22 protein-coding genes are annotated in these 25,206 nt (G+C 61.7%); 9 read left to right on the top strand and 13 right to left on the bottom strand.

Going from position 1 to position 25,206, the window contains the following annotated elements; all coding sequences use genetic code 11:
* Positions 1-2: 2 nt before the first annotated feature.
* The 10 genes from trpE to M2497_RS28690 all read right to left on the bottom strand — a co-directional run bounded on the left by trpE (position 3) and on the right by M2497_RS28690 (position 11,712).
* The gene (gene trpE, locus M2497_RS28645; RefSeq protein ID WP_025857058.1) at positions 3-1,484 is read right to left on the bottom strand and encodes an anthranilate synthase component I; all 1,482 of its coding nucleotides are present in this window, start codon (positions 1,482-1,484) and stop codon (positions 3-5) included.
* Between the two features lie 70 nt (positions 1,485-1,554).
* On the bottom strand, positions 1,555-2,373 hold the full coding sequence (locus M2497_RS28650; protein ID WP_248484942.1) for a phosphoglycolate phosphatase: 819 nt from the start codon (positions 2,371-2,373) through the stop codon (positions 1,555-1,557).
* A complete protein-coding gene (rpe, locus tag M2497_RS28655) occupies positions 2,370-3,044 on the bottom strand; it encodes a ribulose-phosphate 3-epimerase (protein WP_025857056.1) in 675 nt (224 codons plus the stop codon). The genes M2497_RS28650 and rpe overlap by 4 nt, the downstream gene beginning before the upstream one ends.
* Before the next feature lie 84 nt (positions 3,045-3,128).
* Positions 3,129-4,277, bottom strand: a complete 1,149-nt coding sequence (locus tag M2497_RS28660) for an iron-containing alcohol dehydrogenase (RefSeq protein ID WP_179029317.1) — start codon at positions 4,275-4,277, stop codon at positions 3,129-3,131.
* 217 nt (positions 4,278-4,494) lie between these two features.
* On the bottom strand, positions 4,495-5,319 hold the full coding sequence (locus M2497_RS28665; protein ID WP_015886162.1) for an ABC transporter permease: 825 nt from the start codon (positions 5,317-5,319) through the stop codon (positions 4,495-4,497).
* A 12-nt stretch (positions 5,320-5,331) separates the two neighbouring features.
* Positions 5,332-6,579: an ABC transporter permease gene (locus M2497_RS28670; protein ID WP_058424777.1), complete on the bottom strand. Its 1,248-nt coding sequence runs from the start codon at positions 6,577-6,579 to the stop codon at positions 5,332-5,334.
* A gap of 69 nt (positions 6,580-6,648) precedes the next feature.
* Positions 6,649-7,689, bottom strand: coding sequence for an ABC transporter substrate-binding protein (locus tag M2497_RS28675; RefSeq protein WP_248484943.1), 1,041 nt, complete (start codon positions 7,687-7,689; stop codon positions 6,649-6,651).
* 43 nt (positions 7,690-7,732) lie between these two features.
* Entirely contained in the window at positions 7,733-8,845 is a 1,113-nt protein-coding gene (locus tag M2497_RS28680) for an ABC transporter ATP-binding protein (RefSeq protein WP_058424775.1), read from the bottom strand.
* Positions 8,846-9,069: 224 nt separating this feature from the next.
* Positions 9,070-9,699 carry a response regulator transcription factor gene (locus tag M2497_RS28685; protein ID WP_016977885.1) on the bottom strand — a complete coding sequence of 210 codons (630 nt, stop codon included), beginning with the start codon at positions 9,697-9,699 and terminating at the stop codon, positions 9,070-9,072.
* 18 nt (positions 9,700-9,717) lie between these two features.
* On the bottom strand, positions 9,718-11,712 hold the full coding sequence (locus tag M2497_RS28690; protein WP_248484944.1) for a transporter substrate-binding domain-containing protein: 1,995 nt from the start codon (positions 11,710-11,712) through the stop codon (positions 9,718-9,720).
* A 77-nt stretch (positions 11,713-11,789) separates the two neighbouring features.
* Here M2497_RS28690 and M2497_RS28695 point away from each other — a divergent pair, with 77 nt between their 5' ends.
* A complete protein-coding gene (locus M2497_RS28695) occupies positions 11,790-12,764 on the top strand; it encodes an alpha/beta hydrolase family protein (protein WP_248484945.1) in 975 nt (324 codons plus the stop codon).
* A 3-nt stretch (positions 12,765-12,767) separates the two neighbouring features.
* Here M2497_RS28695 and M2497_RS28700 read toward each other — a convergent pair whose 3' ends face one another.
* From M2497_RS28700 to M2497_RS28710, 3 genes are read right to left on the bottom strand one after another with little or no spacing between them, the layout of a single operon-like run.
* On the bottom strand, positions 12,768-13,535 hold the full coding sequence (locus M2497_RS28700; protein WP_248484946.1) for a TerB family tellurite resistance protein: 768 nt from the start codon (positions 13,533-13,535) through the stop codon (positions 12,768-12,770).
* A 1-nt stretch (position 13,536) separates the two neighbouring features.
* Positions 13,537-14,211, bottom strand: a complete 675-nt coding sequence (gene murU / locus M2497_RS28705) for an N-acetylmuramate alpha-1-phosphate uridylyltransferase MurU (RefSeq protein WP_248484947.1) — start codon at positions 14,209-14,211, stop codon at positions 13,537-13,539.
* Positions 14,208-15,233 (bottom strand): phosphotransferase, encoded by a 1,026-nt coding sequence (locus M2497_RS28710; protein WP_248484948.1) that lies wholly within the window; start codon positions 15,231-15,233, stop codon positions 14,208-14,210. The genes murU and M2497_RS28710 overlap by 4 nt, the downstream gene beginning before the upstream one ends.
* Positions 15,234-15,363: 130 nt before the next feature.
* Between M2497_RS28710 and M2497_RS28715 the strand changes: the two genes are divergently transcribed.
* The 8 genes from M2497_RS28715 (at position 15,364) to M2497_RS28750 (ending at position 25,163) form a co-directional block, all read left to right on the top strand.
* Positions 15,364-18,174 (top strand): LPS-assembly protein LptD, encoded by a 2,811-nt coding sequence (locus M2497_RS28715; RefSeq protein ID WP_248484949.1) that lies wholly within the window; start codon positions 15,364-15,366, stop codon positions 18,172-18,174.
* Positions 18,149-19,489, top strand: a complete 1,341-nt coding sequence (locus M2497_RS28720) for a peptidylprolyl isomerase (protein WP_248484950.1) — start codon at positions 18,149-18,151, stop codon at positions 19,487-19,489. The genes M2497_RS28715 and M2497_RS28720 overlap by 26 nt, the downstream gene beginning before the upstream one ends.
* Complete coding sequence (gene pdxA, locus M2497_RS28725) at positions 19,486-20,475, top strand: 4-hydroxythreonine-4-phosphate dehydrogenase PdxA (protein ID WP_248484951.1); 990 nt, start codon at positions 19,486-19,488, stop codon at positions 20,473-20,475. The genes M2497_RS28720 and pdxA overlap by 4 nt, the downstream gene beginning before the upstream one ends.
* The gene (gene rsmA, locus M2497_RS28730; protein WP_248484952.1) at positions 20,472-21,284 is read left to right on the top strand and encodes a 16S rRNA (adenine(1518)-N(6)/adenine(1519)-N(6))-dimethyltransferase RsmA; all 813 of its coding nucleotides are present in this window, start codon (positions 20,472-20,474) and stop codon (positions 21,282-21,284) included. The genes pdxA and rsmA overlap by 4 nt, the downstream gene beginning before the upstream one ends.
* A gap of 100 nt (positions 21,285-21,384) precedes the next feature.
* A complete protein-coding gene (gene apaG, locus M2497_RS28735; protein ID WP_010206973.1) occupies positions 21,385-21,765 on the top strand; it encodes a Co2+/Mg2+ efflux protein ApaG in 381 nt (126 codons plus the stop codon).
* Entirely contained in the window at positions 21,765-22,616 is an 852-nt protein-coding gene (locus M2497_RS28740; protein ID WP_248484953.1) for a symmetrical bis(5'-nucleosyl)-tetraphosphatase, read from the top strand. The genes apaG and M2497_RS28740 overlap by 1 nt, the downstream gene beginning before the upstream one ends.
* Before the next feature lie 9 nt (positions 22,617-22,625).
* On the top strand, positions 22,626-22,955 hold the full coding sequence (glpE, locus tag M2497_RS28745) for a thiosulfate sulfurtransferase GlpE (protein ID WP_248484954.1): 330 nt from the start codon (positions 22,626-22,628) through the stop codon (positions 22,953-22,955).
* Between the two features lie 285 nt (positions 22,956-23,240).
* Positions 23,241-25,163, top strand: coding sequence for a PrkA family serine protein kinase (locus M2497_RS28750; RefSeq protein ID WP_058424763.1), 1,923 nt, complete (start codon positions 23,241-23,243; stop codon positions 25,161-25,163).
* The last annotated feature ends 43 nt before the right edge of the window (positions 25,164-25,206 follow it).

Consider the following 25,206-nt stretch of genomic DNA (forward strand, 5'->3'; position numbering starts at 1 on the left):
CCTCAGGAATTGGGGGTCTGTTCAGCCAGCGCAACGGCGCGGAACATCGCGCGGCGCTTGTTCAGGGTTTCTTCCCATTCGAGGGCCGGCACCGAGTCGGCGACAATCCCGCCACCGGCCTGCACGTGCAACTCCCCGTCCTTGATCACGGCCGTGCGGATCGCAATGGCCGTGTCCATGTTGCCGTTCCAGGCGAAATAACCCACGGCGCCGCCGTAGACGCCGCGCTTGACCGGCTCCAGCTCGTCGATGATTTCCATCGCGCGGATCTTCGGCGCACCCGACAAGGTGCCCGCCGGCAGAATCGCGCGCAACGCATCCATCGCCGTCAGGCCAGCCTTCAGCTCGCCGGTAACGTTGGAGACGATATGCATCACGTTGGAATAACGCTCGATCACCATCTTCTCGGTGAGCTTCACTGAGCCGATTTCCGAGACCCGCCCGGTGTCGTTACGCCCCAGGTCGATGAGCATCAGGTGCTCGGCGATTTCCTTGTCGTCGCTCAACAGGTCTTCTTCCAGCGCCAAATCGGCTTCTTCGGTCGCACCCCGTGGGCGCGTACCGGCGATCGGGCGCACGGTGATCAGGTTGTCTTCGACGCGCACCAGCACTTCCGGCGAACTGCCCACCACGTGGAAGTCACCAAAGTTGAAGAAGTACATGTACGGCGTGGGGTTGAAGCAGCGCAATGCGCGATAGAGATCGATCGGCGCGGCCTTGAAGTCGATGGACATGCGTTGCGACGGCACCACCTGCATGCAGTCACCGGCAAGGATGTATTCCTTGATGGTATCGACCGCACGTTCGTAGTCATCCTGGGTAAAGCTGGAGCGGAACACCGGGTCGGCCGCCGGCGGACGACTGAGGTCCAGGCCGCGACGCGGAGTGATCGGCTGACGCAGTTTTTCCAGCAGGGCTTCGAGGCTGGCCCGGCCTTGCTCGAACGCATCGGCCTGGGACGGGTCGGCCAGCACGATTGCGTGCATTTTGCCGGCGAGGTTGTCGAACACCACCACCGCGTCGGAGACCATCAGCAGGATGTCCGGCACCCCCAATGGATCCGGATTCGGGCATTTGCCCAGGCGTTTTTCCACATAACGCACGCAGTCGTAGCCGAAGTAACCCACCAGGCCGCCGTTGAAGCGCGGCAGGCCGGCAATGGTCGGCACGTTGTAGCGCGCCTTGAAGGCTTCGACAAACGCCAACGGGTCTTCTACATCATGGCTTTCGATCTCGACGCCATCATGGGTAATGCTCACATGATGGTCATGTACCCGCAGCACCGTGCGGCACGGCAGGCCGATGATCGAGTAACGCCCCCACTTCTCGCCGCCCTGTACCGACTCGAGCAGGTAGGAGTTAGGCTCGTCGGCCAGTTTCAGGTAGATCGATAGCGGCGTGTCGAAGTCGGCCAGGGTTTCGCAGGCCAGGGGAATGCGGTTGTAGCCGGCAGCGGCCAAACGCAGGAATTCTTCGCGGGTCATGATATGCCTCGTGGCTTGAGGGTCTAACAGTCAGGTATGCAAACGTGCCGCAGAGCGCGGCCAGGATCAGTCAGGCGCGCCAACGCCAGCGGGCCAGGGCCTTGATAACTTTCATCCAGAGTTTGCGAGTGACCACCACGATGGAATTTCCAGAAGGGGACGGATCGGTATCGGGCAACGTTATCTCAGCGCCCGCTCCCAAGCAACCGGGGATTAACAGGCGCAGGTCATCAATCACCAATGAAGGCGACTCTTCGGCGATCGGCCGACCATGGTTATAGCCGTAGCTGAGGGCCACACACTGCACGCCTGCGGCCTTCGCCGCCTGCACATCACTGCGTGAATCGCCGACAAACAACGACTGCGAAGCCGGGATATTGGCCATTTTCATCACGAAAAACAGCGCCGCCGGATCGGGCTTTTTCTGCGGAAGGGTATCGCCGCCGATGATCCAGCGGAAATACCGGCCGATTTTCATCTGGTCCAGCAGCGGCGCTACGAAGCGTTCCGGCTTGTTGGTGATCAGGGCCATTTCCACGCCCTGCTTGCTCAGCCATTTGAGGGTGTCACGTACGCCGGGGTAAACCACGGTCAGTTCGTGGCCGTCTTCATAGGCGGCATTGAACAGTTCCAGCGCATGCTCGGCCTCCACATCATCGACACCTTCGGCATCGATGTTGTTAGCCAAGGCGCGGCGCACAAGCATGTGCACGCCGTTGCCGACCCACTCACGCACCGACTCGATCCCGGCTGGCTTGCGCCCCAGCTTGAGCAGCATCTCGTCCACCGCCGCCGCCAGGTCGGGCACCGAGTCGATCAAGGTACCGTCCAGATCGAACATCACCAGCCGTGGCAGTTTGCCGGGGAACAGCCGCTCAAAGCCGCTCATGGACGCGCCAGCGCCAGTTCGGCACGCATCTTGTCGATGACTTCCTGGTAGTCCGGCGCATTGAAGATCGCGGAGCCGGCCACGAAGGTGTCGGCACCGGCCGCTGCGATTTCACGGATATTGTTGACGTTGACTCCGCCGTCGATCTCCAGGCGGATATCACGGCCGGAAGCATCGATCAGCGCGCGGGCTTCGCGCAGCTTGTTCAGGGTGCCGGGGATGAACTTCTGCCCGCCGAAGCCTGGGTTGACGCTCATCAGCAGGATCATGTCGACCTTGTCCATCACGTACTCAAGCACGCTCAGCGGCGTGGCCGGGTTGAACACCAGGCCCGCCTTGCAGCCGCCTTCGCGGATCAGTTGCAGGGTGCGGTCGACGTGCAGCGAGGCTTCCGGGTGGAAGGTGATGTAGGTCGCGCCGGCTTCCACGAAGTCGCCAATGATGCGATCTACCGGGCTGACCATCAGGTGCGCATCGATCGGCGCGGTGATGCCGTACTTGCGCAGCGCCGCACACACCATCGGGCCGATGGTCAGGTTGGGCACGTAGTGGTTGTCCATGACGTCGAAGTGCACGAAGTCGGCACCGGCGGCCAACACCTTGTCCACTTCCTCACCCAGGCGGGCGAAATCGGCGGAGAGAATCGATGGAGCAATAACGAAGGGCTGCATGACGCACCTTTTTTGAGCTAAATCACGATGGCGCGCATTGTATACCTCATGCTTTGCCGCGCGCACCGTGACCTGGCTCAACGGCTAGTAAGCCGCCCGGTAGATTTTCTCGATATCGGCGGCGCTGAGCTTGCGCGGATTGTTGCGCATCAGCCGCTCAATGCCTGCCGCCTCAACCGCCATGGCCGGGATCGCGTCCTCGGGCACGCCGAAACTGCGCAGGCCTGCCGGGATCTCGACGGCGGCACACAGTCGCGTCATCGCGTCCACGGCCTGGTCGGCCGCGTCGTTGACGCTCAAGCCGCTGACATTCACACCCATGGCCTGGGCGATATCCTGCATGCGTTCGACACAAGCCAGTTTGTTCCAGTGCATCACATAGGGCAGCAGCAGCGCATTACTCACGCCGTGGGCGATATTGAAACGCCCGCCGAGGGGGTACGCCAACGCATGCACCGCACCGACCCCGGCGTTACCGAACGCCATGCCGGCCATCAGGCTGGCGGTGGCCATGTCGTCACGGGCCTGCAGGTTGGCCGGGTTGGCGTAGGCCTTGGGCAGCGCCTTGGCAATCAGTTTGATCGCGCCGATGGCCAGCGCATCCGTGATCGGCGAGGCATTCAGTGACAGGTAGGATTCGATGGCATGCACCAGCGCATCCACGCCACTGGCGGCAGTAACGCTGCGCGGGCAGGTCAGGGTCATTTGCGGGCTGATCAGCGCCACATCCGGCAGCAGGTAGTCGCTGACGATGCCTTTTTTAAGCTGTGCGGCCTTGTCGGAGAGGATCGCCACATTGGTCACCTCCGAACCCGTGCCGGCCGTGGTCGGGATGGCGATCAACGGCGGGCCCTTGCGCGGCACCTGGTCGACGCCAAAGAGGTCCGCCAGCGCACCGTGGTAACCGGCGTAGGCGGCAACACTTTTGGCGATATCGATGGCGCTGCCACCGCCCACGCCGATCAGGCCGTCATGCCCGCCTTCGCGGTAAGCGCGCATGCAATCTTCGACGATGGCGATTTCCGGGTCGGGCAGTACGCGGTCGAAAATCTCGTAGGCACGTTCGCCCAGGTGTTCGAGGGCCAGCGCCACGGTGCCGGATTTGACCAGCGCGGCGTCGGTGACGATCAGCGGGTTGTCCACATCCAGGCGGGTGAGCTCAAAGGCCAGTTGTTCGATGGCGCCAGCGCCGGTGAGCAGTTTGTGGGCGATCTTGAATGAGGAAGTACTCATGTGCGCGGCCTCTTATTAAGAAATGGGCTGGCACAAGAGTAGCTCGGAAACTTGGGTTGCCTAGCATTCAGAGGCTGAATGGTGATTTCCAACACGACACAAAACCATGTGGGAGGGGGCTTGCCCCCGATTGCAGTGGGTCAGGTAAGAATTTATTCACTGACACGCCCTCATCGGGGGGCAAGCCCCCTCCCACACTTGAATCTCCAGCAAGCCGTTAGACTGCCGCCGTACGCAGTTTCTCGCTACGCCCCCGCAACCACTCCAGGGTCAGCAACAGCAACACCGAGAAGGCAATCAACAAGGTTGCCGCCGCCGCAATCGTCGGGCTGAGGTTCTCACGGATACCACTGAACATCTGGCGCGGCAAAGTCGCTTGCTCAGGGCCGGCGAGGAACAGCGTCACCACCACTTCATCGAACGACGTGGCGAAGGCAAACAGCGCGCCGGAGATCACCCCCGGCGCGATCAACGGCAAGGTCACCCGGCGGAATGCCGTGAGTGGCGAAGCCCCGAGACTGGCGGCCGCCCGCACCAGGTTGTGGTTGAACCCCTGCAACGTGGCCGACACCGTGATGATCACAAACGGTACGCCCAGCACCGCATGCACCACGATCAACGAGAAGAAGCTGTTGCCCAGGCCCAACGGTGCAAAGAACAGGTAGCTGGCCACACCGATAATCACCACCGGCACCACCATCGGTGAAATCACCAGCGCCATCACCAGCGCCTTGCCGGGGAAGTTGCCGCGTGTCAGGCCGATGGCCGCCAGGGTGCCGAACACCATCGCCAACACCGTGGCCGCCGGGGCAACGATGATGCTGTTCTTCAGCGCCCGCATCCACTCGGCGGAGGCAAAGAAGTCCTGATACCAGTGCAGTGAAAAACCCTGCAACGGATACACCAGGAAACTGCCGCTGTTGAAGGACAACGGGATGATCACCAGCACCGGCAGGATCAAGAACAACAGGATCAAGCCGCAGAGGATCCGCAAGCTGTAGAACCAGACCCGTTCAACGGGCGACATGTAAGGGCTCAGCATCGCAAGGTCTCCTCAGCTCAGGCGCAGGCGACTGGCGCCCACCAGCCGGTTGTAGATCAGGTACAGCACCACGGTGGCCAGCAGCAGCAAGCCGCCCAGCGCCGTCGCCATGCCCCAGTTGATACTGGTGTTGGTGTAGAACGCCACGAAGTAGCTGACCATCTGGTCGTTCGGGCTGCCCAGCAGGGCCGGGGTGATGTAGTAACCAATCGCCAGGATGAACACCAGCAGGCAACCGGCGCCTACACCGGCGTAGGTCTGCGGGAAGTACACGCGCCAGAAGCTGGTGAATGGGTGGCAACCCAGGGAAATAGCCGCACGCATGTAGGTGGGCGAGATGCCCTTCATCACGCTGTAGATCGGCAGGATCATGAACGGCAACAGAATATGCACCATCGAGATGTAGACCCCGGTGCGGTTGAACACCAGTTCCAAGGGTTTATCGATCAGGCCCATGCCCATCAATGCGCTGTTGATCAGGCCGCCGGACTGCAGCAACACGATCCACGCCGCTACCCGTACCAGGATCGAGGTCCAGAACGGCAGCAGCACGAGGATCATCAGCAAGTTGCTCTTGCGCGCCGGCAGGTTGGCCAGCAGGTACGCCAAGGGATAGGCCAGCAGCAGGCAGATGGCCGTAATCACCAGGCCCATCCAGAAGGTACGGGCGAAGATGTCCAGGTAGATCGCCTGGTCCGGCGTGGCCGGGGCGACTTCGCCAAGGTCGTCGATGCGATGGTCGACGGCCGCCAGCAGGTAGAACGGCGTCAGACTGCTGGTGTTGCGCCGGATCGCCTGCCAGTACGCCGGGTCGCCCCAGCGTTCATCGAGGTTTTCCAACGCTTCTTTATAAGAGCCGGGCGCTTCACTGAACGGCAGCGCCCGCGCGGTTTTGGTCAGCAGGCTGCGGTAGCCGGCCAGTTCCATGTTCAAGCGCTTGGACAGATCGCCCAGGGTCTGGTTCTTGCGCGCCTCGCCCAGATCCTCGCTGAGGGCCTGGTACACCGGTTCACCCGGCAAGCCACGGCCGTCCCAGGCCGTCACCGCGACCACGGTACGCGGCAAGCCACCCACCACTTCCGGGTTGCCGACGCTCTTGAACAGCAACGCAATGATCGGCACCAGGAACACCAGCAGCAAGAACAGCACCAGCGGCGCAATCAAGGCCTGGGCCTTCCAGCGATTGAGCCGCTCGGCACGCGCCAGGCGCTGCTTGAGGGTGGGGCTGTTGACCTCGTTCGAGGGAACGGCGATGGCCATGGCTGACTCCGAATCTTAAAGATAAATACAGACCCCCTGTGGGAGGGGGCAAGCCCCCTCCCACATGGGTTACTTGGCCGCCCAGGCGTTGAAGCGCTGCTCCAGCTGCTCGCCGTTATCTGCCCAGAAGCTCACATCGATCTGCACCTGGTTGGCGATGTTTTCCGGGGTGGTCGGCATGTCCTTGAGAATGTCCTTGGCCAGCAACGGCACGGCTTGGGTGTTGGCCGGGCCGTAGGCGATGTTTTCCGAGTAGGTCTTCTGTTGCTGAGGCTGTACCGAGAAGGCGATGAATTTCTTCGCCGCTTCGGCACGGTCCTTGGCCAGGCCTTTTGGGATGGCCCAGGCGTCGAAGTCGTAGATGCCGCCGTTCCACACCACTTTGAGGTTGCTTTCTTTCTGCACGGCGGCGATGCGGCCGTTGTAGGCCGAGCTCATCACGACGTCACCGGAAGCGAGGTACTGCGGCGGCTGTGCGCCGGCTTCCCACCACTGGATCGACGGCTTGAGTTCATCGAGTTTCTTGAATGCACGGTCCTGGCCATCTTTGCCGGCCAACACTTTGTACACGTCTTTCGGCGCAACGCCGTCGGCCATCAAGGCGAATTCCAGGGTGTACTTGGCACCTTTACGCAGGCCGCGTTTGCCTGGGAATTTCTTGGTGTCCCAGAAATCTGCCCAACTGGTGGGGGCGGAGGTGAGTTTGTCGGCGTTGTAGGCGAGCACGGTCGACCACACGAAGAAGCCCACGCCACATGGCTGGATCGCGCCCTTCACGTAGTCGGCGGTGTTGCCGAACAGTTTCGGGTCCAGCGGCTCGAACATGTCTTCGTCACAGCCACGGGAGAGTTCCGGCGATTCCACTTCCACCAGGTCCCAGGACACGCTCTTGGTGTCGACCATGGCTTTCACCCTGGCCATTTCACCGTTGTACTCGCCGGCGACGATCTTGCCATTGCCCGCGCTTTCCCACGGTGCGTAGAACGCCTTGACCTGGGCCGCCTTGTTCGCGCCACCGAAGGACACGACCGTCAGGTCCGGGCCTGCCATGGCCTGGGTTGCGCCGATCAAGCCAATGGCCAGCGCCGAATACTTAAGGGATCTCAACATTGTTGTTCTCTCCACGTGCAGGGTTGGTGAAGCCAGGGGGCGATCAATTCGCCTCTAGAAGTGGGTCGAGTGCGCGAACGTGCTCGACTTGCCAGCCAATCGGTACCACGTCGCCGACCGCCAGGGCTGGGTCCAGCTCGGCAATCGGTTGTTTCACAAAAAAATCGGTCTTGCCGCAGACTTCCAGGCGCACGCGCACGTGGTCGCCCAGGTAGATGAATTCCGCCACCCGCCCCGAGAAACGGTTGACGCAGCTTTCGCTGGAACCATTGAGGCTGACGCGCTCCGGGCGCACCGAGAGGGTCACCGGGCCGCCGACCTGGCCGACGTTCACCGCCAGCGCCTCGACCTTCTCGCCCCGCGCCAGCTCCACCACGCAGCGCTCGCCGGTGTGGCTGTGCAGGCGACCATTGAGGCGGTTGTTCTCACCGATGAAGTTGGCGACGAAGGTGTTCTTCGGTTCTTCGTACAAGGTGCGCGGCGCGGCGATCTGTTGGATCTCGCCCTGGTGGAACACCGCCACGCGGTCGGACATGGTCAGCGCTTCGCCCTGGTCATGGGTCACGTACACCACAGTCACGCCGAGGCGCTGGTGCAGGTGCTTGATCTCCATCTGCATGTGTTCGCGCAGTTGCTTGTCGAGGGCGCCGAGGGGTTCGTCCATCAGCACCAATTGCGGTTCGAACACCAGCGCGCGGGCCAGGGCCACGCGCTGCTGCTGGCCGCCGGAGAGTTGCGCCGGGTAGCGCTGGGCGAAGGCATCGAGCTGGACCATGCTCAACACGCGTTTGACCCGCTCGCTGATGTCGGTCTTGCTCAAGCCCCGTACCGACAGCGGGAACGCCAGGTTCTCGGCGACGGTCATGTGCGGGAACAACGCGTAGTTCTGGAACACCATGCCGATGTCACGCTTGTGCGGCGGCACGTTGTTGATGGACCGCCCGGCCAGCTGGATTTCCCCTGCGGTCGGCGTCTCGAAGCCGGCGAGCATCATCAGGCTGGTGGTCTTGCCCGAACCGGAAGGCCCGAGCAGGGTGAGGAACTCGCCCTTGCGAATCTCCAGGTTGAGGTCTTTGACGATCAGGTTCTCGCCGTCGTAGCTCTTCTGCACGCCACGAAAGCTGACCAGCACATCATTTGAATCCACCTCGCTCATACCCGCACCTTTTTGTTTGGACTGCTGTGGAACAAGCGTAGTCCAGGCGCAAGGCCCCGGAAATCGGGGGCCAGGAGAGAATTGCATCAGCCGGATGGAAGGTTGGGGGTAGGGATTGCCCTACACAGATGACGCATACAGGACGGTGCAGCGCCAAGGGGTGAGCGGCAAGCGGCAAGAATGGGCTTGGCGGGTTTTTCGCGGTGTCGTTATCAGGTATGTGCTTAGAGCAGCTTGTGTTCCATGGCGTACTTCACCAACTCAGCCAGTGAGGTGATGTTGAGCTTCTGCATCAAGCGCGCCTTGTGGGTGCTGATGGTCTTGCTGCTCAGCGCCAATTGCTGGGCGATGTCGTTGACATTGGCACCCTGGGCCAGGCGTTCGAAAACCGAGAACTCGCGCTCGGAAAGCAGCGAATGCAACGGCCGGGTGTCGGTGAGGCCGACTTCGAAGACCATGCGGTCGGCCAGGTCCGGGTCGATGTAGCGCCCGCCGGCCGCCACCTTGCGGATCGCCGTGAGCAACAGCGCCGGGTCACTGTCCTTGGTGGCATACCCGGCGGCACCGACCTTCAAGGCACGGGCGGCCATTTGTGCTTCGTCGTGCATCGACAACACCAGAATGGCCGGCGGATTGTTCAGCGCACGGATGCGCGCGATGGCTTCCAAGCCGTTGACACCGGGCATCGAGATGTCCAGCAGCACCACCTCGCAGGCCACGTGGCGCAAGGTCTCCAGCAACTGCTCGCCATTGCTCGCCTCACCGACCACCAGCAGGTCCTTGGCCAGGCCGATCAACTGCTTGATGCCTTCACGAACAATGGTGTGGTCTTCGGCTACCAGTACACGGATCACAGGGCTTTCCTCTTGGTGTTATGCATCCAACGGCACCGTGACACTCAGGGTGGTGCCCTCCCCCAACTCGCTGTCCAGGCTCAATTGCCCGCCCATGATCAGCACCCGCTCGCGCATGCCTACCAGGCCGAACGATACCGGACGGCCCTGGGCCTGGACGAAACCGACGCCGTCATCACTGATGGTCAGCCGCAGATGCGTGCCTTCCACTGCCAAGGTCAGTTCGACAGTATGCGCCTGGGCATGGCGCATCACATTGGTCAGCGCCTCCTGCAGGATGCGGAACAGGCCGATGGCCTTGGCATCGCTCAGGGTCGGCAGATTATCCGGCACCTGGACCAGGCAGGGGATTTGCGTGCGCGCTTCAAAACGTCGCGCCTGCCATTCGATGGCCGAGGCAATGCCGGCATCCAGGATCGGCGGGCGCAGCGCCGTCGCCACATCGCGTACCAATTGAAATAACTGGGCGATCAGGCGCTTCATGCTGTTCAAGCGCTCGTGCAAACCGGGGTCGAGTTGCGCATAGGCCAGTTCGCACATCGAGGTTTCGAGCTTGAGCACCGTGAGCATCTGCCCGAGTTCGTCGTGCACTTCACGGGCGATACGGGCCTTTTCTTCTTCGCGCACGGTTTCCAGGTGCGCGGAGAGTTCGCGCAGTTGCGCTTCACTTTGCAGCAACGCGGCCAACGTCCGGCGCAACTCGGTGACGTCGTTGAGGTAGACCACCAGGTATTCGGCTTCGGCAAACCGCAGAAAACTCAAGGACACGTTGGTCGGCAGGATGCTGCCATCGGCACGCCGGCAATCGGTGGCAAAGTTCTGCGGGCCGTCTTCGCTGGCTCGCGCGCGTTTCCACAGGTTGAGCCAGCGGTCCATGTCCAGGCTTGGATCCAAGTCAGCCAATGGCCGCTCGATCAGTGCACCGGGGCCATAGCCGAGCATGCTTTCAGCGGCACGGTTGGCATAGCGCACATGACTGTCCCAGTTGACCCACAAGATGCCCACGGTGCTCTGATCAATGGAAAACTGCGTCAGCCGCAAGGCTTCGGAGCCGGCGGCGCGGGCGGCGCTTTCTTCGCGGGCGGCCAGTAGGCCATGTTCGAGCACCCGTTGCTGGCGGCGCTGCCAGAACACGACAGCCAGGCTGGCGAGTAAAAACAGGCCCAGCAACAGGCTGAGGTTTTGCCACAGGCCCGGGGTTTCCGTCAGGCGTGGGTACTTGGGTTGCAGCCAGCGGCTATGCAATTGGTCCAGGTCGCGTGCGGGGATGGCGCGCAAAGCGCTTTCCATGATGCCGGCCAGCTCCGGCCATTCCCGGCGCGTGGCCACCCGCAGCAACTGTGGCAGGCCAATATCCCCCACCACCGCCAACCCGGCGAACTCCGCCTCGCCGGACAAGCGACTCAATTGCGCTTCATCCACCACCGCGTAACGCGCCTGCTGGCTGACCAGCAATTGCAGGGCCTGACGTTCCATCGGCACGCCTTGCAGGTTGAGGCCGGGGTAGGTGCTGCGAAGGTAGTCCGCCACGGCGCTGGGCATGCGCACGGCAACGCGGGATTGCTCATCGAGTTTCTCCAGCTCCACCGCGCCGCCGCCCTCGCGGATGCCGACAATGTGCTGCGGCACGCGCATATAAGGGTCGGTGAACAACCACAGGCGTAAACCGGCCGGGGTTTGTTGCAGGCCCGGGGCGATGTCCACCTCGCCCTCGCGCACGGCGGTTTCCAGTTGCTCCTGGTTGGGGAAGTTGCGCCAGGTCAGCTCGATGTTCAGTGTCTTGGCCAACCACTGCATCAACTCCACGTTCGCCCCGGACAGCCGTTGCAAACGCCGGTCGTATTGCGCGTAGGGCGCCTGCAACACCAGGCCCACCCGCAGCTCCGGGTGCTGGGCCAGCCACTCGCGTTGCTGCGCATTGAGCTGCGCCTGGGGCGTGGCGGGCACAGTGGCGGCATTGGCCATCAAGGCAAGGCACCAACAGCCGATAACCAGCAGACAGCGAAAACCCATGATTGACGTCTCACATCACTGACAAATACTGACCAACCCATTAGGCTGCCGGAATCACTTCTGGCCGGGAATTTACGATGCCCTTTGTTCACCGTTCGGCACTGCCAGCATTGTGCCTGTCGTTACTTATTACCAGTGCCTTTTCCGTACAGGCCGCTGACGCCCCCGCACCTGCCGCCGAAAAACCGGTCGAACGCCAGCCTTTGCTCGAGCGTAGCCAGGAGGAGGCCAGCGCCCTGGAGCGCAAAATACCGCAACAGGAACAGCAACAATTGCAGGCCGGCAGCGATTCATTCCTCGCCCTGTGGAAACCGGCCAACAGCGCCGAGCCCGAGGGTGTGGTGATTATCGTACCGGGCGCCGGCGAAAGTGCTGACTGGCCGCAAGCAATCAGCCCGTTGCGGCACAAATTGCCGGATGCCGATTGGGGCACCCTCAGCCTGTCGCTGCCGGATGTGAGCGTGGACACCCTGCCACCGCGCGTGATGGAAGCGCCCAAGGCTACTGTCGACACCAGCAGCAAAGAGGCAAGTACCGCCGACAAACCTATCGAACAAGCCGCCAGCGCCGAAGCCGAAGGCACCGACCCGGCCGTGGTACCTGGGGCCGATGAACAGGACAAGACCGACGCTTCGCGCATCTTCGCGCGCATCGACGCGGCCGTGGCCTTCGCCCAGACCCAGAGCGCACGCAGCGTGGTGCTGCTCGGCCATGGCACCGGCGCCTGGTGGGCTGCTCGCTATTTGAGCGAGAAACAACCGTCCCAGGTGCAGAAGTTCGTCATGGTTGCGGCGCAGACGCCCACCGGGCGCCATCCGGATGTGCAACAACTGGCCCCCGGCCTGAAGTTGCCGACCGCCGATGTCTTCTATCAAGACAGCGCTCAATCACGCAAAAACGCCGTGGCCCGCGCCCAGGCGGCCAAGCGTTTGAAGAATGACGGTTACAAGCAGGTGTCGTTGAAAGCCTTGCCCGGCAACAGTGATGCCGGGCAGGAGCAGTTGTATCGCAGGGTTCGCGGCTGGTTGAGCCCGCAGGCCAGCGTCGACTGAAACCTAGCGGAAATCTCGGCGCTCGCGAATCAACGTATAGGCGTTGTGCAATTCACGGGTACGCTCGGTCGCCTCACGCACCTGCGCGGGGCTGGCACCCGTGCCAGCAATCTTGTCCGGGTGATGGCGACTGAGCAGCCTGCGATAAGCCTGCTTGATTCCCGATGGCTCGGTGGTGGCCGTCACTCCCAGCAAGCGCAACGCCTCCTGATAAGTGACGCCGCGACTGACCAATGGCCGGTGCTCAGGCTTGAAGTCAGCGGCCAATGCCTGGAGCTGTTGTGGCGTCCAGCCCAGCCATTTGCCCCACAGGTCGATCAGGTCGCGCTCGGCGTCATCCGCCTTGCCATCGGCCCACGCCATACGCCAGCACGCGCGCAAGACACCTTCGGCGGCATGGGGCTGCGCCTTGAGCACACGCAAGTAGCTGCGCACCCGGTCAGCGCCGGACTTGCCGCGATTGAACGCCGCAATCGCACGGCGCTGGGCCGACTCGGTCATGTCCAGCGCACGCATCTCCTGGCGCGCCTGTTGGATATGCCCATCCACCACGCGCCCATTGCTCTTGGCCAGGCGCCCCAGCAACACAAACAACAACTCGTCATTGCGCAACGCCGGGCGCCCGCCCAGGCGCTCGCGCAATTGTGCCCAACTGTGCAGTTGCAGGCGGCGGTCCAGCGCCTGCCCCAACAGTGCGCCCAACATGGCCCCCGGAATACTGGCAATGGCAAAGCCAGCTCCCGCGCCGATCAGCGTCCCTGGCCACAGCATGCTACTGCCCCGCTGTCAGCAGGGTTTCGACCTGCGCCAGGCGCTCCAGCGTGCCGACATCAATCCAGCGTCCCGCCATGTGTTCCCCCGTTACCAGACCTTTGGCCATGGCGGTCCGCAACAGCGGCGCCAGCTTGAAGGCACCCGCGCTGCACCCCTCGAACAGCTTGGGGTCGAGCACGGAAATGCCACTGAAGGTCAGGTTATCGGCACCGGCCGCCGCATCATGAAGCAAACCCTGATCCAGGTAGAAATCGCCACCCGAGGGGTGATGCGCCGGGTTATCGACCATCACCAGATGGGCCAGGCCCTTGAGCGGTTGCTTGAGCCGGGTGAAGTCGTAATCGGTCCAGATGTCGCCATTGACCACCAGGAAAGGTTCGTCCCCCAGCAATGGCAGCGCCTGGAAAATCCCACCGCCGGTTTCCAACGGTTCGCCTTCGGCGGAGTAACGGATGCGCACGCCAAACTGCGCACCATCCCCCAGGTAACTCTCGATCTGTTGGCCGAGCCAGGCATGGTTGATCACGATATCCGTGAAGCCGGCCTTGGCCAGCGCCTCCAGGTGATACTCGATCAGGCGTTTGCCGCCGGCCTGCACCAGCGGCTTGGGCGTATGCAAGGTGAGCGGACGCATCCGCTCGCCTTTGCCGGCCGCCAGGATCATCGCCCTCATACGCTTGCCTCGGCGGGCTGGCGCAGGCTGGCGAGCAATTCACCCAGTTCGCTCAGCTCCGGGCGGTCGGCCAGCACCGCTTCTATATAGGCAAAGAAGCGCGGCACATCGGCTAGGTAACGTGGCTTGCCGTCGCGATGGCAGATGCGCGCGAAGATGCCGATAACCTTGAGGTGGCGCTGCACACCCATCAGGTCGCTGGCGCGCAGGAAGTCTTCGAAGTCCGCCTGCACCGGGATGCCCAGTTTCGCGGCACGCTCCCAATAGCCGCGCTGCCAGTCCCGCACGCGGGCCTTGGGCCAACTGAGGAACGCGTCCTTGAACAGGCAGGTGATGTCATAGGTGACCGGCCCGTAGACCGCATCCTGGAAATCCAGCACGCCGGGGTTCGGCTCGCTGATCATCAGGTTGCGCGGCATGTAGTCGCGGTGCACCAGCACTTTCGGCTGCGCCAGGGCGCTGTCGATCAGGTGGTCACTGACGCGCTGCCAAAGCGCCTGTTGCTGTGTATCCAACTCGATACCCAGATGCCGGCGTACGTACCACTCGGGAAACAATTCCAGCTCGCGGCGCAGCAGGGCGAAGTCATAACTGGGCAGCGGCGCATCCATCGGCAACTGCTGGAAAGCCAGCAAGGCGTCGATGGCATCGGCAAACAAGTGATCGGCATTTTTGTCGTCAATCACGTCCAGGTAGGTTTTTTGGCCCAGGTCATTGAGCAAAAGAAAGCCTCGCGGCAAATCTTCTGCATAAATTTTTGGAACATTTATGCCCGACTTCGCCAGCAAATGAGCGATATCGACGAAAGGTTTGCAGTTTTCCTGGGGGGGTGGAGCGTCCATTACGACAAAGGTCCGGCCCCCCCCTTCCCAGCGGAAGTAGCGCCTGAAACTCGCGTCGCTGCTGGCCGCGGTCAATGTGGCCGGGGGGACGGCGCCCCAGCCTTGAGTGTTGAAAAGGATCGGTAACTGCTCATCCAGCCAGGCTTCCAGCTGTTGTAAACGTAGATCTTGCTCGGGCATTACAAGGGTCTCCGACGGCGCTAGCCGTCAAGCGGGGCATGCTTTATTATCACGCATCTTTTTCAGACCATCGAGAGGCGTGCGGCCCAAACCGCGGGCAGATGGCACGCAGGAAGCCCGGACTAATAAGATGGCATTGAAATCCCCCGCGTTTCGTAGAAAATTTCCGTTGCTGGTAACCGGCAGTCTGCTGGCCCTGCAACCCTTCGCCACCTCATTCGTGGTCGCCGCGGAACAGTATGACTGCTCAGTCTCTGCTTCGGGTGCCTGGGATTGCGCGCCAAAAACCGCCGCAGCCCCACTACCACCACGCCCGGTGCATGACGGTGCAGCCGTCAGCTCCGCCAACAGCACGGCGCAGGCCGATGCTGGCGGCAACGCCGAGGCCGAGCCCAAGACCGCTCTGGTCACCGAAGCCAAGGGCCGTGGCCTGCGTTCGCGCAGCGCCGACTACAGCCACCTGGACTGGGTGCCACGCGACAAGCTGACCGCAGCACAGTTGGCTGAAACCGGCCCTTACTGCGGCGGTGCGTACATCGAGCCGACTCGCCCTGGCATGAACGACAAGACGAACAAGAGCGATGCGCCCACCTTCATCGGTGCCAAGGCCTCTCGTTACGAGCAGGAACAACAGGTGGCAACCCTGGCCGGTGACGTCGTCATGCGCCAGGGCAGCATGCAGCTGGAATCCGAGGAAGCCAGCCTGTACCAGGCCGAGAACCGTGGCGAGCTGAACGGCAAGGTCCGTCTGCGCGACAACGGTGCACTGATCGTGGGCGACCATGCCGAAGTGCAACTCGACACCGGCGCGGCGCAGATCGATAACGCCGAATACGTGCTGCACAAGTCGCGTATCCGCGGCAGCGCGCTGTACGCCAAGCGTGCCGAGAACGCGATCATCCGTCTCAAGGACGGCACATACACCACCTGTGAGCCGGACAGCAACGCCTGGCAGCTCAAGGGCAACAACATCACGTTGAACCCGGCCACCGGTTTCGGTACGGCCACCAACGCGACGTTGCGGATCAAGAACATTCCGATCCTGTACACCCCCTACATCTATTTCCCGATCGACGACCGTCGTCAATCCGGCTTCCTGCCGCCGAGCTTCAGCACCGGCAGCGAAACCGGCTTCACCCTGGTCACGCCGTACTACTTCAACCTGGCGCCCAACTACGACGCCACGTTGTACCCGCAATACATGACCAAGCGCGGCTTGTTGATGGAAGGCGAATTCCGCTACCTCACCAAATCCAGCGAAGGCCAGTTCGGCGGCGCGTACCTGAACGATGACAACAACGAGCGCAGCAAGCAGACCGATTACGAAAAAACCCGCTACATGCTCAACTGGCAGCACAAGGGCGGGCTGGATTCGCGCGTACTGACCCAGGTCGACTACACACGGATCAGCGATCCTTACTACTTCCAGGATCTGAAATCGTTCCAGGAAGGCGTTGAAAGCCGGGATGCTCTCAACCAGCAGGGTTCCGTGACCTACCGGGGCGACTCTTACCAGGCGCGCCTGAACGTCCAGGCCTACCAGCTGGCGACGATCTCCCAGATCACGCCGTATGACCGGTTGCCGCAAATCACCTTCAATGGTGCCTTGCCGTACCATCCGGGCGGGCTGAACTTCACCTATGAGACTGAAGCTGTTCGCTTTGAACGCAGCCTTGAAAAAGGCACGTTTACCGATCAGAACGGGCTTGTGTCGCCTCGCCTGGACACCTATGTCACCGGCCTGACCCGCGCCAACGGCACACGCTTGAACGTTGCGCCAGCCGTCGAATACCCGATGAACTGGACCTACGGTTTTGTCACGCCGAAGCTCAAGTACGTCTACACCAAGTACGATCTTGACCTCGACAGCATCGGCAAGAACCAGATCATCGCCCAGCAAGCGGCGGCCACTGCGGCCAACCCGTACGCCGGTGGCAACTTCAAGAGCTCGCAAGACCGCGCGGTACCAATCGCCAGCGTCGACAGCGGCCTGTATTTCGACCGCAACACCAACTGGTTCGGCAAAGACTATCGCCAGACCCTTGAGCCGCGTGCGTTCTACCTGTACGTACCGAACAAGGACCAGGCTGACATCCCGGTCTTCGACACCAGCGAGTACTCGTTCAGCTACGCCTCGCTGTTCCGTGACAACCGCTTCAGCGGCTCCGACCGGATCGGCGACGAGAACAAACTGTCCCTGGGCTTGACCAGCCGCTGGATCGAAGACAATGGCTTCGAGCGTCAACGCGTGTCCGTGGGCCAGGCGGTTTACTTCAAGGATCGTGAAGTGCAACTGCCAGGTATCCTGGCCGCCGACCGTGCCGACGCACGTTCCGATGTTTCGCCAATCGCCCTGGACTACGAGTTCCGCTTCAACCGTGACTGGCGCGCCACTGCCGACTACAACTGGGACACCGAGGAGCACAGCCCTCGTTCCGGTAGCGCAATGCTGCACTACCAGCCGGAAGACAACCCGAACAAGATCATCAACGTCGGTTATCGCTATCGCAACGACCAGGTCGTCTACAACCAGCTGACCGGCAAATGGCAGTTCGGTGGTGACTACGGGCAGCCAGGTGATCCGAACTTCGTGAAGGATTACTACAAGATCCAGCAACACGACTTCTCGATGATGTGGCCGATCATTCCACAATGGAACCTGATCACCCGCTGGCAGTATGACTACGCCCGCAACCGTACCCTGGAAGCCTTCGGTGGTTTCGAGTACGACAACTGCTGCTGGAAACTGCGCGTCATCAACCGTTACTGGGTTTCCAACGACGAATACAGCCAGATCGCCCCGCTTAACGAAAAGGGTGACCACGGGCTCTTCTTCCAGATCGTCCTCAAAGGACTCGGCGGCCTGACCGGCGCCAAGGTAGAGAGCTTCCTCGACAAAGGCATTGAAGGTTATCGTGAACGTGAAGACCAAGCTTTCTGATTGTCTGCGCCCGCTAGTGCTGGGCGCGCTGTTCCTGGGTACCGCTTCGGCGCACGCTGCAGTTCAGCAACTGGATAAGGTCGTGGCCATCGTCGATAACGATGTGATCATGCAGAGCCAACTGGACCAGCGCGTCAAGGAAGTCCAGCAAACCATCGCCAAGCGTGGCGGTGGCGTGCCACCGACGAGTGTCCTGGACCAGCAGGTGCTGGAACGCCTGATCGTCGAGAACCTGCAACTGCAGATCGGTGATCGTTCCGGCATCCGTATTTCGGACGAAGAACTGAACCAGGCCGTTGGCACCATTGCCCAGCGCAACAACATGAGTATCGATCAATTCCGCGCGGCCCTGGCCCACGATGGTCTTTCGTATGAAGACGCCCGTGACCAGATCCGCCGCGAAATGATCATCAGCCGTGTGCGTCAGCGCCGTGTTGCCGAGCGGGTCCAGGTGTCCGAACAGGAAGTGAAGAACTTCCTGGCCTCGGACCTTGGCAAGATGCAGCTCTCCGAAGAACTGCACCTGGCCAACATCCTGATCCCGACTCCGGACAGCGCCAACTCCGAGCAGCTCAATGCCGCCGCCGCCAAGACCCAGGCTATCTATGATCGCTTGAAGGCGGGTGCCGATTTTGCCCAAATGGCGATCGCCCAATCTGGCAGCGACAACGCACTGGAAGGTGGCGACATGGGCTGGCGTAAAGCCGCTCAACTGCCTCCTCCGTTCGACCGTGAACTGAGTGCAATGGAAGTGGGTGGCATCACCCAACCTGCGCGCACACCGGGTGGTTTCATCATCCTGAAGCTCCTGGAAAAACGCGGCGGCGAAACTTCACTCAAGGATGAGGTGCACGTTCGTCACATCCTGGTCAAACCAAGCGAAATCCGCACCGAAGCGCAAACCAAGGAATTGGCCCAGAAGATCTACGACCGCATCGAAAGCGGTGAAGACTTCGCCACCCTGGCCAAGAGTTTCTCGGAAGACCCGGGTTCCGCCCTCAACGGTGGCGACCTGAACTGGATCGACCCGAAAGCCCTGGTGCCAGAGTTCCAGGACGTCATGGCCAAGACCCCGCAAGGCGTGCTGTCCAAACCGTTCAAGACTCAATATGGCTGGCATGTGCTGGAAGTCCTTGGCCGTCGCGCCACCGACAACACCACTCAAGCCCGCGAGCAACAAGCGCTGAACGTACTGCGTAACCGCAAATACGACGAAGAGCTGCAAACCTGGCTGCGTCAGATCCGCGACGAAGCCTACGTGGAAAACAAGCTGCCAGGCGCCAGTCAAACAGGCACCGACCAGGCAGCGCAGTGAAACCCCAGCGTTTTGCGGTGACACCCGGCGAGCCGGCCGGCATTGGTCCTGACCTGTGCTTGCTGCTCGCCTCGCAACCCCAGCCACATCCCCTGATCGCCATTACCAGCCGTGACCTGCTCCTTGAGCGGGCCGCGCAGCTGGGTGTGGCTGTCACTTTGCTGGACGTGGCGCCGGGCAACTGGCCCGATCTGCCCGCCCCTGCCGGCAGCCTGTATGTGTGGGACACCCCACTGCAAGCCAAGGTGATTGCCGGGCAACTGGACAAGGCCAACGCAGCGTTCGTGCTCGAAACCCTGACCCGCGCCGGGCAAGGCTGCATCGACGGCGACTTCGCTGGCATGATCACCGCCCCGGTGCACAAGGGTGTGATCAACGAATCCGGCATCGCTTTTTCCGGCCATACCGAATTCCTTGCCGAACTGACCCACACCGAGCAGGTGGTGATGATGTTGGCCACGCACGGCCTGCGGGTCGCCCTGGTGACCACGCACCTGCCGCTGCGCGACATTGCCGACGCCATCACCGTCGAGCGACTGGAGCGCGTGACGCGCATCCTGCACGCCGACCTGCAACAGAAATTCGGCATTGCCCAGCCGCGCATCCTGGTCTGTGGGCTCAACCCCCACGCCGGTGAAGGCGGCCACTTGGGCCACGAAGAAATCGACATCATCGAACCCACCCTGGAGCGTCTGCGCCAAGAAGGCATGGACCTGCGCGGCCCACTGCCTGCGGACACTCTGTTTACCCCCAAATATCTGGAGCACTGCGATGCAGTGCTGGCGATGTACCACGACCAGGGGCTGCCGGTGCTTAAATACAAAGGCTTCGGCGCCGCCGTCAACGTGACACTGGGCCTGCCGATCATCCGCACCTCCGTCGACCATGGCACCGCCCTGGACCTGGCGGGCAGCGGCAAAATCGATACCGGCAGCCTGCACGTGGCCCTGGAAACCGCCTATCAGATGGCCGAGACCCGTATATGACTGAGCATTACCAACACCGGGCGCGCAAGCGCTTCGGGCAAAACTTCCTGCACGACGCTGGCGTGATCGATCGCATCCTGCGCTCCATCCATGCCAAGCCCGAAGACCGTCTGCTGGAAATCGGCCCGGGCCAGGGCGCGCTGACCCAAGGCCTGCTGGCCAGCGGTGGCCAACTGGACGTGGTGGAACTGGACAAGGACCTGATCCCGATCCTCAACCAGCAGTTCGCCGGCAAGCCCAACTTCAACCTGCATCAGGGCGATGCGCTGAAGTTCGACTTCAACACCCTCAACGCCGCACCCAACAGCCTGCGCGTGGTGGGTAACCTGCCGTACAACATCTCCACGCCGCTGATTTTCCACCTGCTGAACAACGCCGGGATCATCCGCGACATGCACTTCATGCTGCAAAAGGAAGTGGTCGAGCGCCTGGCGGCAGGCCCTGGTGGTGGTGATTGGGGCCGCCTGTCGATCATGGTTCAGTACCACTGCCGTGTCGAACACCTGTTCAACGTCGGTCCGGGTGCGTTCAACCCACCGCCGAAGGTCGATTCGGCGATTGTGCGCCTGGTGCCCCACGCGGTACTGCCGCACCCGGCCAAGGACCATCGCCTGCTGGAACGCGTCGTACGCGAAGCGTTCAACCAGCGCCGCAAGACCCTGCGCAACACGCTCAAAGCCTTGCTGAGTAATGCCGAGATCGAAGCTGCCGGCGTCGATGGCAGCCTGCGTCCCGAGCAACTGGACCTGGCCGCGTTCGTGCGCCTGGCCGACCAGTTGGCTATCCAGCCTGCGCCCGCAGCGGAATAGAGCCTCCCTGGGATAGGCCAGACAGCATGTCTGGCCTAGTGCCCACCTCTTGGCCTAGACTGACCCGCATCTGCTGTCCTCCGCTTTTAAGGCCTCTTGCATGTCCGATCCTCGCTACCAGATCGACGTCAGCGTCGTCACCCGCTTCCTGGCGGACCAATCGCAACCTGAACAGAACCGCTTCGCCTTTGCCTACACCATCACGGTGAAAAACAACGGGCTGGTACCGGCCAAGTTGCTGTCACGCCACTGGGTGATCACCGACGGTGACGGCCAGGTCGAAGAAGTGCGCGGCGCAGGCGTGGTCGGCCAGCAGCCGCTGATCGACAGCGGCGCCAGCCACACCTACAGCAGCGGCACGGTGATGACCTCCAAGGTCGGCACCATGCAAGGCTCGTATCAAATGAAGGCCACCGACGGCCAACTGTTCGACGCCATCATCGCGCCGTTCCGTCTTGCCGTGCCGGGAGCCCTGCACTGATGACGACGTATGCGGTCGGTGACCTGCAAGGTTGCCTGGAGCCGCTCAAGTGCCTGCTTGAGCGCGTAGCCTTCGATCCGGCAAGTGACTGCCTGTGGTTGGTCGGCGACCTGGTCAACCGCGGCCCGCAGTCCCTGGAGACGCTGCGCTACTTATATAGCCTGCGCGATTCCCTCGTGTGCGTACTGGGCAACCATGACCTGCACCTGCTGGCGGCGTGCAACAACATCGAGCGCCTGAAAAAGGGCGATACCCTGCGGGAAATCCTCGAAGCGCCCGATCGTGCCGAATTGCTCGACTGGCTGCGCCGCCAGAAAATCATGCATTACGACGAAGGCCGTAACGTGGCCCTGGTCCATGCGGGCATCCCGCCCCAATGGTCATTGAAAAAAGCCCTCAAGTGCGCCGCCGAAGTCGAGAGCGCCCTGGCCGATGACAACCTGTACACCGCCTACCTCGACGGCATGTACGGCAACGAGCCGGTCAAGTGGGACAACGACCTGACCGGCGTCACACGCCTGCGGGTCATCACCAACTACTTCACGCGCATGCGCTTCTGCACCGTCGAGGGCAAGCTGGACCTCAAGAGCAAGGAAGGCGCCGACACCGCGCTTCCCGGCTATAAGCCTTGGTTCGCCCACAAAGAACGCAAGACCCGTGACACCAAGATCATTTTCGGTCATTGGGCTGCACTTGAAGGCAAGTGCGATGAGCCTGGCGTATTCGCCCTCGACACCGGTTGCGTGTGGGGCGGCGCCATGACCCTGATGAACATCGACACCGGCGAGCGTTATAGCTGCCAGTGCGAATCCCCCCTGCCCGTTACACTGCCGGCTGCCGCCAGGCCCTAGGAGCCATCCATGAGCGAATTCAAACGTATCCCTCCCGAACAAGCCCAGGCCCTGCGCGAGCAAGGTGCCGTGGTGGTCGATATCCGCGACCAGCCGACCTACAACGCCGCACACATCACCGGTGCCAAACACCTGGACAACGTCAACATCGCCGACTTCATCCGCGCCGCCGACCTTGACGCACCGGTAATCGTGGCCTGCTACCACGGCAACTCCAGCCAGAGCGCGGCGGCCTACCTGATCAGCCAAGGCTTCTCCGACGTCTACAGCCTGGACGGCGGCTTTGAGCTGTGGCGTACGACCTATCCTGCAGAAATTTCCTCAGGCGATTCGCAATAATTTTTTTCACACCCCGCTACCCCGCGTGACGCTTGGGCTTGCGCCGTTTCTGACGAACGGCGCAGCCAAACTAATTGCGCATCGCGCCTTGACCTCTGCGATTCCGAACTATCCTTAAGCGCAGGCCATCCGAATCAGGGGAGAGCCGGTACACCGGCGTGCGGGTCATCGGTAGCGTTTCAGGGTGTTCTGGGGGGAAAACAGCCATTGGCGTTCGTCAATGTCTGCCAGCATCGACTGATTGATCCGGCGTCGGCTCCACGTATCGAGCGAGGTGACGACGTCATGAGTATTTTTAGCCACTTCAAAAACCGCTTCGAATCCACACAGCAGGAAGAACTCACGCTGCAAGAGTATCTCGAGCTGTGCAAACAGGATCGCAGCACCTATGCGTCTGCCGCCGAACGTCTTCTGCTGGCGATAGGCGAGCCGCAGTTGATAGACACCTCGAACAATTCGCGGCTGTCGCGAATATTCTCCAACAAGGTGATCCGTCGCTACCCGGCCTTTGAAGACTTCCATGGCATGGAAGAATGCATCGACCAGATCGTCTCCTACTTCCGCCATGCTGCCCAAGGCCTGGAAGAGAAGAAACAGATCCTCTACCTGCTCGGCCCCGTCGGTGGCGGTAAATCGTCCCTGGCCGAAAAGCTCAAACAACTGATCGAGAAGGTGCCCTTCTACGCCATCAAGGGTTCCCCGGTGTTCGAGTCGCCCCTGGGCCTGTTCAACGCCACGGAAGATGGCGCGATCCTCGAAGAGGACTTCGGCATCCCGCGCCGCTACCTCAACACCATCATGTCGCCCTGGGCCACCAAGCGCCTGGCGGAGTTCGGCGGTGACATCAGCCAGTTCCGCGTGGTCAAGCTCTACCCCTCCATCCTCAACCAGATCGGCGTGGCCAAGACCGAACCGGGCGATGAGAACAACCAGGACATCTCGGCGCTGGTGGGCAAGGTCGATATCCGCAAGCTCGAGGAATACCCGCAGAACGACGCCGACGCCTACAGCTACTCGGGCGCACTATGCCGGGCCAACCAGGGCCTGATGGAGTTCGTGGAGATGTTCAAGGCACCCATCAAGGTGCTGCACCCACTGCTGACCGCCACCCAGGAAGGCAACTACAACAGTACCGAAGGCCTCGGTGCGATTCCGTTTACCGGGATCCTGCTGGCCCACTCCAACGAATCGGAGTGGCACACCTTCCGCAACAACAAGAACAACGAAGCCTTCATCGACCGGATCTATATCGTCAAGGTGCCGTACTGCCTGCGGGTCAGCGATGAAATCAAGATCTACGACAAGCTGCTGTTCAACAGCTCCCTGGCCAAGGCGCATTGCGCACCTGACACCCTGAAGATGCTTGCCCAGTTCACCGTGCTGTCGCGCCTCAAGGAGCCGGAAAACTCGAACATCTACTCGAAGATGCGCGTGTACGACGGCGAAAACCTCAAGGACACCGACCCCAAGGCCAAGTCGATCCAGGAATACCGCGACACCGCCGGTGTGGATGAGGGCATGAACGGGCTCTCGACGCGTTTTGCGTTCAAGATCCTGTCCAAGGTCTTCAACTTCGACCCCCACGAAATTGCTGCCAACCCGGTGCACTTGCTCTATGTGCTGGAACAGCAGATCGAACAGGAGCAATTCCAGGCGGAAACCCGCGAACGCTACCTGCGTTTCCTCAAGGAATACCTGGCACCGCGCTACATCGAGTTCATCGGCAAGGAAATTCAGACTGCGTACCTGGAGTCCTACAGCGAGTACGGCCAGAACATCTTCGACCGCTACGTGCTGTACGCCGACTTCTGGATCCAGGACCAGGAATACCGCGACCCGGAAACCGGCGAGATCCTCAACCGCGTGGCCCTCAACGAGGAACTGGAAAAGATCGAAAAACCCGCCGGCATCAGCAATCCGAAGGATTTCCGCAACGAAATCGTCAACTTCGTGCTGCGCGCCCGGGCCAACAACAACGGCAAGAACCCGACCTGGCTCAGCTACGAGAAACTGCGGGTGGTCATCGAGAAGAAAATGTTCTCCAACACCGAGGACCTGCTGCCGGTCATCAGCTTCAACGCCAAGGCCAGCAAGGAGGACCAGCAAAAACACAACGACTTCGTCACACGGATGGTCGAGCGCGGCTACACCGACAAACAGGTACGGCTGCTATCCGAGTGGTACCTGCGGGTGCGCAAATCGCAGTAAGGCAGCGACAGGCGTGCGCTGCCGGGCTTCTGGCCTGGCAGCC

This window comes from Pseudomonas sp. CYM-20-01 (assembly GCF_023169845.1).
In the GTDB taxonomy this organism is placed as follows: Bacteria; Pseudomonadota; Gammaproteobacteria; order Pseudomonadales; family Pseudomonadaceae; genus Aquipseudomonas; species Aquipseudomonas azotoformans.